Below are 14,872 nucleotides of genomic sequence, written 5' to 3'. Positions count from 1 at the left end.
TATTGAAATTTAGGATTCACAACGATTCTCAATCGTGAGAGAATAGGCCATGTTCAAAAAGCATGGTTTTAAGTTGTGTTGCGTACAAATGTTAGCCGGGTATTTAAGGCGCTAGGTTTTTCACTGGAAAAGAAAGCTTACACGCTGACTAATCCAGATATCTATCCATTATTTGGTATTACTCCAACTGTAAGCGGTATGAACGTTGGTGGCGAAAACGCCATTAGCGTTCCTGCCGTCTTACAGGCGGTTCGTCTTATTTCTGAGAATATTGGTTCGCTACCTTGCAAGCTCTATCACGATCTTGAGCAAGGCAAGACGCAGGCTAAAGAACATACAGCACACCGGATCGTTCATAACCGCTCCAATGGTTGGACTAGCGCGGGACAACTGCGCACCGACCTGACACGTGATGCATTGATTCATGGTGGCGGTCTTGCAAAAGTTGTCCGCGCATCCGATGGCAGGCCGCTTGAGCTTGTCCGCCTGAAACCCGGCACCGTTTCTATCTATGAGGATAGCCTTGCCGACCTTCCGCCGATCTATCGCGTAACGGAAGCAGGCGGCACCGTTGATTATCCACACACCGAAATTCTGGACATTCGGCCCTTTGGTAGCAGATCGCCGGTTTCACTCGGCAAGGAAGCAATCGGCTTATCCGCTGTTCTGGAACAACACGGCGCTAATCTCTTTAAAGGTGGCGCTCGCCCGCCTGCCGTCCTGTCCCGCGATAAGGCTATTCCATCCGATCCCGCAGTAGGCGAGCAGAGCCTTAAAACCCTCAAGAGCCGTTTTCAGGCCGCGCAGAGCGATGGTTTCAAGGTTCCGCTCATTCTTGATGACGGCTGGAACTATAACCAGATGGCGCTCACTTCCACAGACGCGCAATTTCTTGAAAATCGCACATTCCAGATTGCAGACATTGCCCGGATTTTCGGCGTCCCGCCCCATATGTTGTTTGAGCTATCCCGCGCCACTTGGAGCAATAGCGAAGAAATGGCCCGCTCATTCCTGCAATTGTGTCTCCGGCCTTGGCTGGATCGCTGGCAGGATGCTTACGCGACCGTCCTACTGTCCGAAGACGAACAGGACGAATATTCGTTTGAATTTGTCATTGATGACCTACAGCGCGCCGATACCGCGACCCGCACCGATAGTTTCGGCAAGCTGGTCGCATCGCGCATCATGACGCCAAACGAAGCTAGAGCCGCAATGAACATGCCGCCGCTTCCCGGTGGCGATGAACTGGCTAACCCTTACACTTCCGTTTCCGGTCCGAAGACCATCCCCGACAATAAGGATGATCCGAATGACCAACCCGAATAATATCACCGTACGTTTTCTTAACGTGGAAATTTCCGGTGCTCCAGAAGCCGTTTTGCGATTTGTAAAAGGCTGGCAGCAGCCCGAAGAAAAGCCCCAACCGTGGTGGGTTACGGAAACTCCTTGGTTTGAACGCCACGGCAAACTCACGCCAGAGGAAGCCGCCGACCTCGAAGCCGGTACGTACGGAACCCGCGACAACCAGAGTAACGAGAATCCGCAGTTTCGCTTTTTTCCGGTGGAATTGAGCGACAAAACTATAGGCAAGCTAACCGCAAGAGCGGGGGAATCTGCTCGAAAGGCTCTTAAAGATTCGATTGCCGACGATGCTGGATACCGCGAAGCCAAGCGCAAGCTGTTCGCCGCTTCACGCGAAGCCCTCGACAGGAATTTGCGCCGATGATCACCGCTTTCATTGGCGACAGTGAACGTCAGCTCAAAATCCTGCCGGAGCATATCGAAGAACTCGAAACGCTCACCGGCTCGGCAATTGGCGCTCTTTACGGCAAGGTTATGAGCGCTCAATTCCACTTCAAAGACCTTCTAACGATTGTCCGGCTCGGCTTGATCGGCGGCGGCACCCCAGATCGCGAGTCGTTCGATCTTGTTGACGCCTACGTCAAGACACGTCCGGTTATGCAGACCCTGCCGATTGCGCTTGATGTTTTGGAATTGCTTTGGAGCGGCGAAACCGTGTCCGGCGATGATGACCAGCAAGAGGTCGCGTAATGGAAAAAATCGAGATCAAAGCCGATGTTTCCATGGATGACGCTGGAACCGTGACCGGGATCGCATGGCCGTTTGGTAAGCCTGACAGCATTGGCGACCTGATAGAGCCGACCGCGTTCAAATTCGCGCCAGAAATCCCGATGCTGGTTGAACATGACGGCGGTCAAGTTGTCGGCGTCTGGAAATCCTATGCCGTTACCGACAAGGGGCTTGAAGTGAAAGGCCGCTTATTTGTCGAAGGCTCGGAACCAGCCCGCGCAGCGCGCCTGCATTTAAAGGCCCGCAGCATGTCCGGCCTTTCAATCGGTTTCCAGAATAACGGTTTCAAGGCTCGGCCCGAGGGTGGTCGCGTCCTGACAGATATTACCGTCGCAGAAATCAGTCTTTGCCGCCGTCCGATCCATCCGAACGCGGGAATTATTGAAGTTAAAAGCGCCGTCGATGGAGCGGCATTCCATACTCAAAAGGATAATTTCTCTATGGAAAATGAAGCTATTGAGATCGTGCCAGAAGCTGAGGCCGAACCTGTCATCGACCAGAAGTCATTTGACGCCATGAAAGCGCGTCTGGATAAACTCGAAGCCAAGGCGAACCGCCCGCAGCCTTCCAATAATAATCATCCTCGCGCCATGAACGACAATGGCGACAATCTTGAGCGCAAGGCGTTCACTGATTATATCCGCAGCGGTCGCATTGAAGAAAAGGCGCTTGCTTACGGCACCACGACCGGCGGCGTTCTGGCACCTGAGCAAGTTTCGACCTCGATTATTGAAAAGCTGGCAGAATATTCGCCGGTGCGCCAGCTTGCTTCCGCTATCAGCATGAGCGGCCCACTTTTGCAGCTTCCGCGCCTTGTCGATGAAGTTGACCCGGCACCACGCGCTGAAACCGCCGCAGCCGCAGAGGACGAACCGTCCTTTGAACAGATCGACCTCAAGCCGTTCGAAATGGCTATCACGGTTCCGGTTACGCGCATTCTTCTAGAAGATGCACAGATTGACCTTGAGTCCTACCTGTCCGGCCATATCGCCCGCCGTTTTGGTCAGAAGGAAGCCGCTTGGTTTATCAACGGCAATGGTACCACACAGGCCGAAGGCGTTTTAACCTCGGCAGAGATTGCAGCCTATGAGGTTGAACAGATCGACGCCGACGCCCTGATTGACGTCTATTATAACATCAAGACCGGCTATTCGCAGCGCGGCTCTTGGCTGATGAACCGCGCCACCATGGCAGTCGTTCGCAAGCTCAAGGATACGGACGGCTCTTATCTTTGGCAGCCTTCGATTGCCGCAGACGTTCCGCCCACCTTGCTTGGTCGCCCGGTCCTCGAAGCTGTTGACATGCCGAATGTTGCCGCCGAAGCCACCCCGATTATCTTTGGTGACTTCCAGTCTGGTTATACGATTGCTGATCGCGTCGGTTTCACCACGATCCGCGATGAACTGACCGGCGCTGATAACGGTATTATTAAGCTCCGTGCACGTCGCCGCGTAGGCGGTCGCGTTGTGCTTGGCGAAGCTTTGACCAAGCTCAAGATCGCAGCCTAATCATGAACAAGCGGCGCGCAAAAAACCATGCGTTGAACAGCGTGAAGGCCCTCAAGCCTTCATTGCGCGCCGCTTTGCATCTTGTGCAAGAATTTGGCGATCTAGCAGCCGTCCTTTCCGATATCCAGAGTGGAAAGGTAGGCACATTGGCGAAAATCGTCCTGATCGCCAGTGGCAGGAAAAACCACGCCAGATTCTTGCACGGGATCGCAACCCACGGCGCAAAGCAGATTCCAGCTTTGCAGCCTTATTTCGTTGCCTTCATTTATGGCCTCATTGCAGACGTTCCGGCCCTGTCCGACGCGTCGGACACGCCACAGATAGACACCGACGAGCCTGACACCGATCAGCCCGACCAGACGCCAGATCGCTACTATCTTCGCCTGTTTCAGATCGGCACCGGCGTTCTCGGCTGGACACCGGCAGTCACATGGAACGCCACCCCGACAGAAATCACCCTGGCTTATCGCGCCCGCACCGAGTTCGTTGCCGACATTCTGAAATCCGTATTCGGCACGACCGACGAAAAGACCAGCCCCACGCCGGTTACAAAAGAAGCCCTCGACACTCTTATCAGCAGTGGCAAGCACGATCCGAAGTTAGATCGCGCCGCCCTTGATGACCTGAGAGCAGCGATATGACCGGCATTCCTCGCATATGCGCCTGCAACAACGTTGTGCCACATGGTGAGTTTTGCGCCTGCCAGCGCAAGCAGCAGCAGGAGCGCAAGGCCAAGCACGACCGCAACAGGCCCACCGCAGCACAGCGCGGCTATAACCATGTGTGGCGTAAAACCCGCGCTGAATACCTCGCCATGCATCCTTATTGCGTCATGCCCGGATGCGGCAAGCCAGCTTCCGTAGTGGATCACATACAGCCGCACCGTGGAAACAAAAAACTCTTTTGGTGGCGTGGCAATTGGCAACCGCTTTGCCAGCCTTGCCATGACCGTCACAAGCAGCGGCAGGAAAGGGGCACATGATGCGCCCCAATCAGTTTTACATGGGCCAGTATTTTACTACTAGCGCGATGATACCGGCTACAAAACCAAGACTAATGGTAAGTTCCAATTTGGTTTTTTTGGCGCGGTTCTCGTACTTGAAGGTAAGCATTCAGAACCTCTTGCTTTGCGCTCAGTTTCATCATGCTTCCTTTCTGCAAGCCAAATTGTCGCTTGCGTTCGTCGTTAATAATAAAATGACTTCGATGCATTTCCCCTCGCGCGGGTTAAGGATTAGGCCCTCCGATGCGGACGGCCCGGCGGATACTGTCCCATTTCAATGGAAAACAGTGGCTCAGCCCCCCGAAAGAGTCCAAACCGATTTGAGTTTCAACAGGGCGATAACAAACGTCAAACGCTTACTTAAGAGGAGCGGTGTTTAGCCACATCATTATTAAGAGCCGCCGATCTTGGGCCGGGCGGGTGCCTCTCATCTTTCATGGTCTGGAAGGGACCGGCGCGGGGAGCACTTTACAAGAGATACCCAAAATAACTTTTTCAATTGGAAATTTAAGGAATTTATAAAATGGCAGTTGTGCCGCTTACATTGGCAAAAGCCCATATGAACATTGTCGGTAACGACGATGACGAATTGATCACGCATTATCTCGACGCCGCCGAAGAATGGATTACTGACTTCACTGGCCAGCCTATTCCAGACCCGGTCCCGGCTTCGCTAAAACAAGCGATCCTCATGATTGCCGGTCACTGGTACGAGAACCGCGAGGCAACGATAGTAGGTATTGCCGCCGCGACCTTGCCGCTTGGCGTTATGAATATTCTCCGCAATCACCGCGATTATTCGCTTGGTCAGGAAGCTTGAACCATGGCGAAGCAGGATAACGGCATGAAGTCTTTCAACGCCGCTATTGATCGGCTCAAGAAAGACGTGCCGCCAAAGGTAGTGAAGGCGCTTGTTACCTCCGCAAACGAACTGGCAGCGACACAGCGCCGGTTCGCTGAGAGCAGCCGCGACACTGGCGCACTGATCGACAGTATCACCGTGACACTTCCCGGCGAGACGACGCCGCCATATTCGCAACCCGGCGGCTCACGCAGCGCAGGCGAGAACGAAGTTATTATCACTGCCGGAAACTCGGACGTTCGTTATGCGCACCTAGTCGAGTACGGCACCAAATCCGCCGAAGCACAGCCTTTCTTTTGGCCCGCCCTTCGCCTGACCCGCAAGCGCCTGCAAGGTCGCATTGACCGGGCAGGACGCGCCGCTTTGAAAGACGCGTGGAAAGGCACACAGGCCGGAACGGATATTGAAAATGATTGAGCCTTCACTTGCCTTACAAGCGGCCATTAACGCCGCTCTAGTCGATTCCGCAGATGTTGTCGGACTGGTTGACCCGACGAACATTCGCAGCGGCAGTACCCGCCCGGATGAGTTGCCATGCATCATCGTAAGCCCAACCATGACGCAAAATCTCGGCTATGCATCCGGCAACCAAAAGAGTGCCCGTATCTTAATTGACGTGCACGTTTGGGCGGCAGATGACGGTAAAGACACCGCTTGGAAGATCGGCTTTGCCGCCTGCAACGCCCTCTATGATGCGCCACCCGCCGAAGGTTTAGCCGTTGTCGAATGGGAAAAGCCGCTCATCCGCTGGATGCGTGACCCGGACCCGGAGCGCACCCTTTGCCATGGTGTTTTGTCGATCAATGCCGTTGTCATGTGGAAAGAATAAACATGAGAGCGGGTAAACTAGATCGCAAGATCACCATAGAGCGCAAGACGAAAACCAAGACCCCGACCGGCGGCATAGTTGAAAGCTGGCTGGACGTGGCGACGATGCGCGCCGAAATTGTGCAGCAATCGGCAACTGAATTTCTGACCGGCTATGGTGAGGCAGAGAACGGCACGATTGTTTTCCGCCTGAGATACCTTGGCGGCATCACGACCGCCGACCGCGTGACCTACAACGGCACCGCCTACAATCTGAAAGAGATCAAAGAACTCGGCAGGCGGCGCGGCCTTGAATTGCGGGGTGTTGCCGTATCATGACGCATCTACGTGGAATTAAGCCAGCGTTGAAAGCCGATGCGGACGCCCTCACCAAAGCCCCGCCAGCACCGGCACACCTTACGCCAGCGGCTAAAGCCGAATGGCGGCGAGTCATGCCGCAACTTATCCAGCGCCGTATTATCACCCGTGGCGACCTCGCCGGGATTGAAAACTATTGCGCCGCTATAGGCGCGGTTCGCCAGATTGCCGACCAGATGAACGCCATGCCGGTTCCTGACCTGAAATTAGGTGGCCTTCAAATCCGATTCATGCAGACGGCGCGCCAGCTTGCTGCTGAATACGGCCTTACACCGACCAGCCGCGCCCGCGTCGGCGGAGACATGCCGGACGATGACGACGACGATAACCCGCTGGCAGTGCGATAATGGCTGGCAGCGCATTTCCAGAATGGATTTATGACGGTTCGCCTATTGAAGACCCGTTCGGCTATGGCGAGCGTGCCGTCAAATTCATTCGTTGTTTGCGTCATCCGGCAGCGAACAACAACACGCCGAAAGCGGCGAACGACAATAAGCATCCTAAAGCATTTCAGCTTTTTGACCCGTTCGAACGCATCACCCGGCGCATATATGGCCCCCGGAACGCGGACGGCCGTAGAATCGTCAAAACCGTTTTTCTCATGCTTGGACGCGGTAACCGCAAAACCAGCCATGCCGCCGCGTGGTCGCTCTTGCATCTTCTTGGCCCGGAAGCCGTTCCGGCTGGACAGGTGATTTTCGCAGCATGTGACCGCGATCAAGCGGGCATCGGTTTCAAGGAAGCGGCGAACATCGTTCGCGGGGATAGACGGCTGGTTGCGGCGACGAAGATCAATGAAGCCCAAAACGGCGCGAAGTTGATCACGAACCGGAAAAACCGCGCGACCTTAAAAGCGGTTTCGAGCGACGGCAAGGCGCAGCACGGCACCACGCCGACCTTTGTGCTTGTCGATGAAATCCACGCTTGGAAGGGCCGCGACCTTTGGGAAGCTATCGACAGCGGTATGGTGAAGGCCGATGACCCGCTTATGATCATTTGCACCACGGCGGGCCGTGGACAGGATAATATCGGTTTCGAGTTATACGATTACGCCTATAAGGTCGCGACGGGCGAGATTGATGACCCGTCATTCTTGCCGATCCTGTTTCAGGTTGACCCCGGTGACGACTGGCGCAACGAAAAGACGTGGTTGAAGGCTAATCCCGGCCTGCCGTTCGGCTTTCCTAATATTGACGGTTTGCGGAAGGCGGCGCGCACGGCAGAGAATAGCCCGCCCGCCCGATACCAGTTTCAGCAATTCAATTTGAATATGTGGCAGGCCGCTAGCCGTGACCCGCTGTTTGATATGTCGGTTTATGACGCCGGTTATGATCCGCATTTTGACCTTGCTGACCTTGAGACATTGCCTTGTTATCTCGGCGTTGACTTGTCCCGTTCTGGCGACCTGACCGCCATTACCGCCGCTTTTCGCCATGATGACGGTCGCATTTCGGTGCATCCTTGGTTTTATTTGCCGTCCGAAGGCTTGGACGAGAAAGCACGGCTCGAACAGGTTCCATATGCGCGCTGGCGTGACGATGGCCTTTTGAACGTCATTGACGGCCCTGTCATCGAACCGGACGTTATCACAGCCCAGATTATAAATATTTACTGCACCTATAATGTGCAGGAAGTTGTTTTCGATCCTTCGCTAGCCGGTCCCATTATGGCAAAGCTGATCGACGCTGGCATTAATGTATTGCAGCTTCCGCAAACGCCGAAGAACATGCATGGCCCGATTTGCGATCTTGAGCGCATAGTGAACGGCAAGCGCATTCGCCACGGCGCGCACCCGATCTTACGTAAGCATTTTGAAAGCGTGGTGGTGAAACGCGCCACCAATGCAGGCGAGCTTGTGACGATGCACAAGGGCACTCGGCACAGCAATCATATTGACGGCGCCATCGCGTCTGCACTTGCCGTTTCCCGTGCCGTGAATGGCGAGCAGTCCGGCAGCTTCCTTGATACAATCGACGATTTTGACAAGCTATGGAATAGTTAAATGGATAGTGAACAACGCCTTTTAGTTACCCTCGAAGCCCGTATGAACAAGTATGAGCGTGATCTTGAACGCGCCCGCGCCAAGACTTCGAAGAATATGAAGGGTATGGAAGACGCCGCCAAGCGGTCGGCCCAAAACATGGAAAAATCTTATGCTGACACCGGCAGCAAGATTGCTGAGAGATTGCAGCTTGCTTTCAAGCCGATGCTCGCCGGTGGCGCGATTGCAGCCGCAGCGACGGCTTTCAAGCAGATCGCCACCACGGTTGCAGAAGTAGGCAGAGAAGCCGACAAAGCCCGCGTCTCGGCCAAGGTATGGCAGCAATGGACCTATGTTGCCAAGGCGACAGGTGCGAGCGTTGACGGCGTAACCGACGCCCTCAAGGAACTGAATATCCGCGGTGATGAGTTTGCCCGCACTGGTAAAGGCTCGGCACAGGAAGCCTTTGAACGGCTTGGCCTGACCGCCGCAGATGTTGCCGAACGCCTGAAAGACCCTTCCGCCTTTCTAGATGAGATTATAGGCAAGCTGCAAAAGATGGATAGCGCGGCACAGGCTCGCAATCTCGATGAACTATTCGGCGGCACTGGCGCAGAAGAGCTTTCAAAAATGCTCGGCCTATCCGTTGAACAGCTTCAGAAGCTTCGCAGTGAAGCCGCCCTTTTCAGCGATGATCAGTTGAAGGCCGCAAAAGACTTTGATGCGCAGTGGGAAACCGTTTGGCGCAACGTGCAAGTTTATGCGAAGCAGGCCGCGCTAGAGTCGGTTTCCTACATTAAACAAATCGCGAGTGCTATTAGCGCTTTGAAGGGCGATAACATCATCGCGACCAGCCGAAATTACGCCCTGTCCGATGAAGGCCGTTTGAATACCTATCTGGAACGCCGCGCCGACATTTTGAAACGGATAGCCGATATCCGTAACAAGCCGGACTTTGACAATGATTATGACGGCCTTGCGCTGGAGCGGCTTGAGGCCGATCTTGCCGATGTCGATAATCAGATTGCAGCCCTGACTCCGCACACCAAGGAATTTGCGGCAGCGCTCAAGGAAATGTCAAATATCACCCTGGGCGTGTCCGGCAATATGAATAATGCGGCCACTTCCGCCGCCAATTTCAAGCAAGCCCTTACCGACCTCAAGAACCTTGTGCCGGAGCTTAAAGCAGAACTGGACGAACTGGCGAAGCTCGACCAGATCGACAAAGCTTTTCAGCAGGCGGTTAAGAACGCCAAGACACCCGCAGATATCGAAGAGGCGAACCGCATTGCAGCCCGCGCCCGAACAGTTGCCAGTTATGGCGACCAGAAGGACTTTTTCAGCCTTGTGAAGCGCGTTGAAAGCGGTGGCAACTATAATGCCACGCTCGATCATGGCAGATGGACGAACGGCCCGCAAAACCTTACCGGCATGACGCTTGATCAAATCATAGCGCTACAAGACCGGATGCTTACGCCAGAGAACCGAAACCTTTATCGCGACAAGAACGGCAACCCTGCCGGATCGTCCGCACTCGGCGCATATCAGATCACGCGTCGGACCCTCAAGGGATCGATGAAAGCGCTCGGCCTTGCCGGTGACACCATGTTTGATGAAACCACGCAGGACGCCATAGCGCGATATTTGGCGCGTTCGCGTGGCAATGACGTGGAAGGACTTAGAAACGAGTGGGAAGGGCTTCGCCGTGTCGATCCTGACACAATCCGCAGCCTCTATAATCAGTCCGATCTATCGCCGGTGAAGGTCGCGCCTAGCGAGAGCCAACAAAAGGCGACCGACGACGCAAAGAAGGCAACAGAAGCCCGCAAGCAGCTTAATGACAGCTTGCGCGAAAGCCAGAGCCTTGCCGAACTTGAGCGTAAGACCGTTGGTATGTCGGCGCAGCAGCGCGGGATTGAGCTTGAAGTCTTCCGCCGCGTACAGGATGCGAAGCGGCAAGGCTTGAGCTTGTCCGATCAGGATATCAACAAAATCCGCCAGCAGATCACGGCGACAGCCAGCCTGAACCGGGAAACGGAAAATGCGCAGCGTGCTATCAATGGTGCACAGGAAGCGAAGCAATATTTTGCAGAAAGCTTCACATCGTCCCTGTCTGGCCTGATTACCGGCACGACGAGCCTTTCGGATGCGGTTAGCAACCTCGCGAACAACCTTATGGACGCCGTTTTGCAGGCTACTTTGCTCGGCAAAGGTCCGCTCGCAACCCTGTTTGGTTTTGGTGGTGCTGGACAGCCTAGCGGCCTTCTAGGCTCGCTTTTAGGCTTCGCAGAGGGCGGCTTCACTGGCGCAGGCGGTAAATATGAACCGGCTGGCGTGGTGCATAAGGGCGAATACGTTCTGTCCGCACCAGCCGTGAAACGTCTTGGCGTCAAGAACCTCGAAGCGTTACACCAGAACGCCAAACGCGGGTATGCCGATGGCGGCTATGTCGGACGCACTTCCTTTGCGCGTCCGGCGAATATGAACACTGTCAGCACGACAAACAATTCGCCAGCCGTCAATATCTCGGCACCCGTCACGGTCAATGCAAATGGCGGCACACCTGAGCAGAACGCCGATCTTGCCAAACAGACCTCGAAGGCGATGGAAAACACCATGCGCGGGATTGTTGCCGACGAAATTCATCGCGCTATGCGTCCGGGCAACTCGCTCAACAATCGCACTCGCAGACGTTGATTTCGGCATCACCTTAAGCTATAGTGTATAAAAGACTATAGCTTAAGGTAAAAATGCAAAAGCCTTTCATGATTCAAATGCCCTATGAGCGCGGCGTACAACTTAAGAAAATCCTCGAAGCGAAGAACACAACGATAGTTGCGTACCTTAGCGACCTTATCCGCAGCGAGATCAAGGCTGGCGTCATTTCAGACGGCGTTCCAGATTTTGAGATCAGAAGCAATGGCGATAGCTTCCTTATCGGCTTCGCAGATGAACCACGCGAACGCATGAGCCGCGAGCGCACAAAGCAGCTTGCGGATACAATCTATCTTGCCGCGACCGCAGATAAGAAATTCTCGGAAACCAGAATTGACCGGCATTTTATTGTCGCGAGAGCCGCGGGCAGCGTCAAAGTGACCATCCCGGCCAATGGGATTACTCGGCGGTATAATTCTGACATTGCGGAAGATTTGGCGCGCCAGATTGATCGCGCACTTGATAGCACCGATTAAACAAAACAGCAGCATTAACGAAGGAGCTAGAAACAAAAAAAGCGCCAAGGTAGAGGCCCTTAGCGCTTTTAAGATAGTTAACGAATGGAAACCTTGATGAGTAGTATTTCCAAAAACGATAATAGTGAATTTGACTTTGATTTGCAAGGCTTAAATCAAGGCTATATCAGCAATCGGTTGCTTTCGGATTTAGATAGTCTGGATAGTTTGTTGGACGATGTTCCAGCTAATCTACCTGATCCGCTTTCGTTTGCTTCGATTTCAGCGCCAGAGCTTGAGCGTGATACAAAGCGATTAAACGCTACGTTTAAAGCCACGCTCGACCTTTATCAGTTTATGATCGATCAGAGCCGCGCTAGTGAAGCCGATGATCTGACTAACCGTATCCGGGAAATCAGAGCAGAGTTTGACGAACGCCACGGCGAGCAATCCCATAAGCGTTATATTGACCGCGCCCTTGTGCGTCGTTTCCTTGATTTGACCACTCGCAGAAGCTCTATCAATCCGGCGTTCGAAGTTCCTCGAAGCAGTCAGATTGAGAGAGTTTTGACGCCTGCAATTGATGGAGTTTTGACGCCTAGCCGCGATGAGTTTGAAGGAGTTTTGACGCCCACTATTCACCCGTCAAAATTCCGCAAGCTCGAAACTAAAAAATCAGAAAATACTGAACAAATTCAATTCGGTTATACCGGTCGAGATACATTTCAACCAGTGCGGGATTTCAATACCTATTCCACACCTCATAACGAGATAGAAGAAATAGAGAAAATAGCACTATCAGAAATCACACCCGCCGCGACACAATTCACCACCCGTCAAAACTCCCTCAATTCAACACTACAAGGCGAACAGCGCTCGCAATCGCCCGAACTGTTACCCGCCTCCCTCTACGGTGCTTTTGGTGATTTTGATGCACCGCAATTAGACAGGGCAGATGCTGGCAGCGCCAAGCCGACACCATTCACCGTTGCGCGTGACCATGCCTTATCATCCCAACCAGAGCGGAAAGACCTTCAACACTTCCTTGACGCCAAAAACCTCACGGATCCGTTTCAACACAGATGGAAAAGCCTGACCGACAGGAAGCGGAAATTCGTGCTTTCCTCAATGTTGGCGCACGAAAATAACGGCTGGTTTTTCAGCTTAGACTTTCATGAGGATCGCGCCGCCGAACTTATGAAGTCATCAACTCCGGCTATGCTTTTCGCAGATAGGCACCTACGCAAGCACTTGCAAGCCTGTCTCGGCTATGTTCCGGCAATTGCGCTCGCACTTGAATTTGACAGCAAGGGCAAGCTTCACACTCACGGCATATGCATCCCGGATATGGAGAGATCAGATCCGGGCTTTAAAGACAAGCTCGCGGAAGCGTTGCGCCTATCCGCGTCACGTACCTACAAGCGAAAGGAACTCTATCCCACGCTTGCGAACGTGAAGCCGATCTTTGAGCCGCTTGGATTGGCTGCATATATCCTGAAAGACCTATCCCGGACACAAAAGAAGATAAGCAAAAATGAAGTGAATGTTGTGTACTTAAATAGAGAAATGAAGAAAATTACGCTTAGTTATCACGAACTGGCTAGAAAATCTGAATGATAATAACTAATCAATTAGTTAATAAAAAATAATATTTGATTAGATTCTACTTTTACTATTGATCTAGAATCCATCGATTCTTATTAGAGTAGCGGTAATGCGCCGAAGCGCTCAATTAAGGACCGAAATAAATGAGTAGAATGAGAAACACACGGCGGGCAAAGCTAAACGACCTTGAAGTTGTTCGGCACATTCCGGCTAATGATCGGCGGAAAGGCACAGCAGTACCTATTCGGGTTCTTGGCAATCCATCGCCTCATATCGTGTCAGATGAAGCTTGGCGGGATTGTTTGGACCAAATCAAAGATATTATTCTGCGGCCATATACTGGCGTATGCGAAATTGGTTTTGATCCGCTCAACGAAATCAGCCTGACCATTGCCGGGAACCTGAATGTCATCCCCGGATCGGTCCCCCATAATCCCGCATTTCAGAGCGACAACCGATATGCGGGGTTGAGCGCTCACGATGCTGATAAGCTCATGTGTGACCGCATAGGAGAAATGCTTTTCGGGGAGTTCGAGGAAATACGTTCGATCCCGGATAGTGAGTGGCAGCTACGCGATAATCGCTATTGGGCGCAAGCGCTGGCAGGTGCAGTTTGGGCTATCTTGCAAAGTCGCCTGAGAGGCGCACCTCATGGCTAAATTCAGCGTTGAGGCAATAGAGCGGCATATCAGAAAAAAACATCCCGGCTGTCCTGACTTCGCTGTCACGCATTTTGTCGCTCAAATTGCAGAACGAGACTGGCAAAATGCCAGTCTCGGAAAGGCAGTGGGTATCACTATGCAGAACATGATGCGCCACCTCATGACCGATTACGACCAGCTACTTTTATGCGGGGTAGACCGCAACGAGGCGAGGCGGCGAGTGCAGCCGAAAGTAAATGCACTTATCGAAACGTGGAAAAGCCGATGACGAAACCTGTATTCATAATGCCATTCGAACGGGCCGCACCTTCCGATTTTGATAAAATCAAAGAAAGGACTGAGAAAATTACGCCGCAATTTAAGGCGGCGCTACTAAACCGGCTTATCCAATTTTTTGAAGCCTATAGGAATGGCATTCCCGACGATGACAAAATCTACGGTGTGGCTTGTGATTTGAGTACCGCGAACGTGTGGAGCGTAATAAGCACGGCTGAATTAGCCGACGTTATGAAAGGGATAGATCGCCAGATTCAGCAAAGTTTCATCGATGGACTACCGGAGGTTTTGCGCATTGAACTGGCGGGCCGATGTGAGTGATTACTCTATTACCCTTCAATGGCACTCCTGGAATTGGCTACGATCCGATGAATGAGATTGGCTTGGCGCTCGCGAAGCATATAAATGTCATTCCCGTGAACAATTACGTCGGAGCTATGGCATATAATCAATAGTCGTCACATTGTTCGAAATCCAGATTCGGATATGCGTAAGTTAAGTTTTGAATTGAGCGAACTTGAAAATGATG

General features: G+C 53.0%; 18 protein-coding genes. All 18 read left to right on the top strand.

What is annotated here, in order from left to right:
• Positions 1-75: 75 nt before the first annotated feature.
• The 18 genes from JAU75_RS01635 (at position 76) to JAU75_RS01550 (ending at position 14,664) form a co-directional block, all read left to right on the top strand.
• Positions 76-1,326 carry a phage portal protein gene (locus JAU75_RS01635; protein ID WP_371836095.1) on the top strand — a complete coding sequence of 417 codons (1,251 nt, stop codon included), beginning with the start codon at positions 76-78 and terminating at the stop codon, positions 1,324-1,326.
• Positions 1,310-1,726 (top strand): hypothetical protein, encoded by a 417-nt coding sequence (locus tag JAU75_RS01630; protein ID WP_199054041.1) that lies wholly within the window; start codon positions 1,310-1,312, stop codon positions 1,724-1,726. The genes JAU75_RS01635 and JAU75_RS01630 overlap by 17 nt, the downstream gene beginning before the upstream one ends.
• The gene (locus JAU75_RS01625) at positions 1,723-2,052 is read left to right on the top strand and encodes a gene transfer agent family protein (protein WP_199054039.1); all 330 of its coding nucleotides are present in this window, start codon (positions 1,723-1,725) and stop codon (positions 2,050-2,052) included. The genes JAU75_RS01630 and JAU75_RS01625 overlap by 4 nt, the downstream gene beginning before the upstream one ends.
• Positions 2,052-3,599 (top strand): phage major capsid protein, encoded by a 1,548-nt coding sequence (locus tag JAU75_RS01620; RefSeq protein WP_199054037.1) that lies wholly within the window; start codon positions 2,052-2,054, stop codon positions 3,597-3,599. The genes JAU75_RS01625 and JAU75_RS01620 overlap by 1 nt, the downstream gene beginning before the upstream one ends.
• A 2-nt stretch (positions 3,600-3,601) precedes the next feature.
• Entirely contained in the window at positions 3,602-4,240 is a 639-nt protein-coding gene (locus JAU75_RS01615) for a phage tail assembly chaperone (RefSeq protein ID WP_199054035.1), read from the top strand.
• On the top strand, positions 4,237-4,581 hold the full coding sequence (locus tag JAU75_RS01610; protein WP_199054033.1) for an HNH endonuclease signature motif containing protein: 345 nt from the start codon (positions 4,237-4,239) through the stop codon (positions 4,579-4,581). The genes JAU75_RS01615 and JAU75_RS01610 overlap by 4 nt, the downstream gene beginning before the upstream one ends.
• 544 nt (positions 4,582-5,125) lie before the next feature.
• The gene (locus JAU75_RS01605) at positions 5,126-5,422 is read left to right on the top strand and encodes a head-tail connector protein (RefSeq protein WP_199054031.1); all 297 of its coding nucleotides are present in this window, start codon (positions 5,126-5,128) and stop codon (positions 5,420-5,422) included.
• A gap of 3 nt (positions 5,423-5,425) precedes the next feature.
• Entirely contained in the window at positions 5,426-5,881 is a 456-nt protein-coding gene (locus tag JAU75_RS01600) for an HK97-gp10 family putative phage morphogenesis protein (protein WP_199054029.1), read from the top strand.
• Positions 5,874-6,293: a DUF3168 domain-containing protein gene (locus JAU75_RS01595; RefSeq protein WP_199054028.1), complete on the top strand. Its 420-nt coding sequence runs from the start codon at positions 5,874-5,876 to the stop codon at positions 6,291-6,293. Before JAU75_RS01600 ends, JAU75_RS01595 begins: the two co-directional genes overlap by 8 nt.
• Positions 6,294-6,295: 2 nt before the next feature.
• Entirely contained in the window at positions 6,296-6,610 is a 315-nt protein-coding gene (locus JAU75_RS01590) for a phage head closure protein (protein WP_199054027.1), read from the top strand.
• Complete coding sequence (locus tag JAU75_RS01585; protein ID WP_199054026.1) at positions 6,607-6,996, top strand: phage terminase small subunit P27 family; 390 nt, start codon at positions 6,607-6,609, stop codon at positions 6,994-6,996. Before JAU75_RS01590 ends, JAU75_RS01585 begins: the two co-directional genes overlap by 4 nt.
• Positions 6,996-8,651 (top strand): terminase TerL endonuclease subunit, encoded by a 1,656-nt coding sequence (locus tag JAU75_RS01580; RefSeq protein ID WP_199054024.1) that lies wholly within the window; start codon positions 6,996-6,998, stop codon positions 8,649-8,651. The genes JAU75_RS01585 and JAU75_RS01580 overlap by 1 nt, the downstream gene beginning before the upstream one ends.
• Positions 8,652-11,327: a phage tail tape measure protein gene (locus tag JAU75_RS01575; protein WP_199054023.1), complete on the top strand. Its 2,676-nt coding sequence runs from the start codon at positions 8,652-8,654 to the stop codon at positions 11,325-11,327.
• Between the two features lie 53 nt (positions 11,328-11,380).
• The gene (locus JAU75_RS01570) at positions 11,381-11,821 is read left to right on the top strand and encodes a hypothetical protein (RefSeq protein WP_199054022.1); all 441 of its coding nucleotides are present in this window, start codon (positions 11,381-11,383) and stop codon (positions 11,819-11,821) included.
• 96 nt (positions 11,822-11,917) lie between these two features.
• Positions 11,918-13,417, top strand: coding sequence for a hypothetical protein (locus JAU75_RS01565; protein WP_199054021.1), 1,500 nt, complete (start codon positions 11,918-11,920; stop codon positions 13,415-13,417).
• Positions 13,418-13,548: 131 nt separating this feature from the next.
• Complete coding sequence (locus JAU75_RS01560) at positions 13,549-14,064, top strand: hypothetical protein (RefSeq protein ID WP_199054020.1); 516 nt, start codon at positions 13,549-13,551, stop codon at positions 14,062-14,064.
• Entirely contained in the window at positions 14,057-14,335 is a 279-nt protein-coding gene (locus JAU75_RS01555) for a DUF2293 domain-containing protein (protein WP_199054019.1), read from the top strand. Before JAU75_RS01560 ends, JAU75_RS01555 begins: the two co-directional genes overlap by 8 nt.
• Positions 14,332-14,664: a hypothetical protein gene (locus tag JAU75_RS01550; RefSeq protein WP_199054017.1), complete on the top strand. Its 333-nt coding sequence runs from the start codon at positions 14,332-14,334 to the stop codon at positions 14,662-14,664. The genes JAU75_RS01555 and JAU75_RS01550 overlap by 4 nt, the downstream gene beginning before the upstream one ends.
• Positions 14,665-14,872 lie beyond the last annotated feature (208 nt).

This window comes from Ochrobactrum sp. Q0168, assembly GCF_016427605.1.
In the GTDB taxonomy this organism is placed as follows: Bacteria; Pseudomonadota; Alphaproteobacteria; order Rhizobiales; family Rhizobiaceae; genus Brucella.
Note: the sequence above shows the minus strand (reverse complement) of the source record. Positions and strands in the feature narration are given on the sequence as shown.

Bases quoted from the DNA above. Each gene is read 5' to 3' on its own strand.
- JAU75_RS01590 (WP_199054027.1), top strand. From the start codon at position 6,296: ATGAGAGCGGGTAAACTAGATCGCAAGATCACCATAGAGCGCAAGACG.
- JAU75_RS01600 (WP_199054029.1), top strand. From the start codon at position 5,426: ATGGCGAAGCAGGATAACGGCATGAAGTCTTTCAACGCCGCTATTGAT.
- JAU75_RS01555 (WP_199054019.1), top strand. From the start codon at position 14,057: ATGGCTAAATTCAGCGTTGAGGCAATAGAGCGGCATATCAGAAAAAAA.
- JAU75_RS01620 (WP_199054037.1), top strand. From the start codon at position 2,052: ATGGAAAAAATCGAGATCAAAGCCGATGTTTCCATGGATGACGCTGGA.
- JAU75_RS01605 (WP_199054031.1), top strand. From the start codon at position 5,126: ATGGCAGTTGTGCCGCTTACATTGGCAAAAGCCCATATGAACATTGTC.
- JAU75_RS01560 (WP_199054020.1), top strand. From the start codon at position 13,549: ATGAGTAGAATGAGAAACACACGGCGGGCAAAGCTAAACGACCTTGAA.
- JAU75_RS01570 (WP_199054022.1), top strand. From the start codon at position 11,381: ATGCAAAAGCCTTTCATGATTCAAATGCCCTATGAGCGCGGCGTACAA.
- JAU75_RS01630 (WP_199054041.1), top strand. From the start codon at position 1,310: ATGACCAACCCGAATAATATCACCGTACGTTTTCTTAACGTGGAAATT.
- JAU75_RS01585 (WP_199054026.1), top strand. From the start codon at position 6,607: ATGACGCATCTACGTGGAATTAAGCCAGCGTTGAAAGCCGATGCGGAC.
- JAU75_RS01550 (WP_199054017.1), top strand. From the start codon at position 14,332: ATGACGAAACCTGTATTCATAATGCCATTCGAACGGGCCGCACCTTCC.
- JAU75_RS01610 (WP_199054033.1), top strand. From the start codon at position 4,237: ATGACCGGCATTCCTCGCATATGCGCCTGCAACAACGTTGTGCCACAT.
- JAU75_RS01595 (WP_199054028.1), top strand. From the start codon at position 5,874: ATGATTGAGCCTTCACTTGCCTTACAAGCGGCCATTAACGCCGCTCTA.
- JAU75_RS01615 (WP_199054035.1), top strand. From the start codon at position 3,602: ATGAACAAGCGGCGCGCAAAAAACCATGCGTTGAACAGCGTGAAGGCC.
- JAU75_RS01575 (WP_199054023.1), top strand. From the start codon at position 8,652: ATGGATAGTGAACAACGCCTTTTAGTTACCCTCGAAGCCCGTATGAAC.
- JAU75_RS01565 (WP_199054021.1), top strand. From the start codon at position 11,918: ATGAGTAGTATTTCCAAAAACGATAATAGTGAATTTGACTTTGATTTG.
- JAU75_RS01580 (WP_199054024.1), top strand. From the start codon at position 6,996: ATGGCTGGCAGCGCATTTCCAGAATGGATTTATGACGGTTCGCCTATT.
- JAU75_RS01625 (WP_199054039.1), top strand. From the start codon at position 1,723: ATGATCACCGCTTTCATTGGCGACAGTGAACGTCAGCTCAAAATCCTG.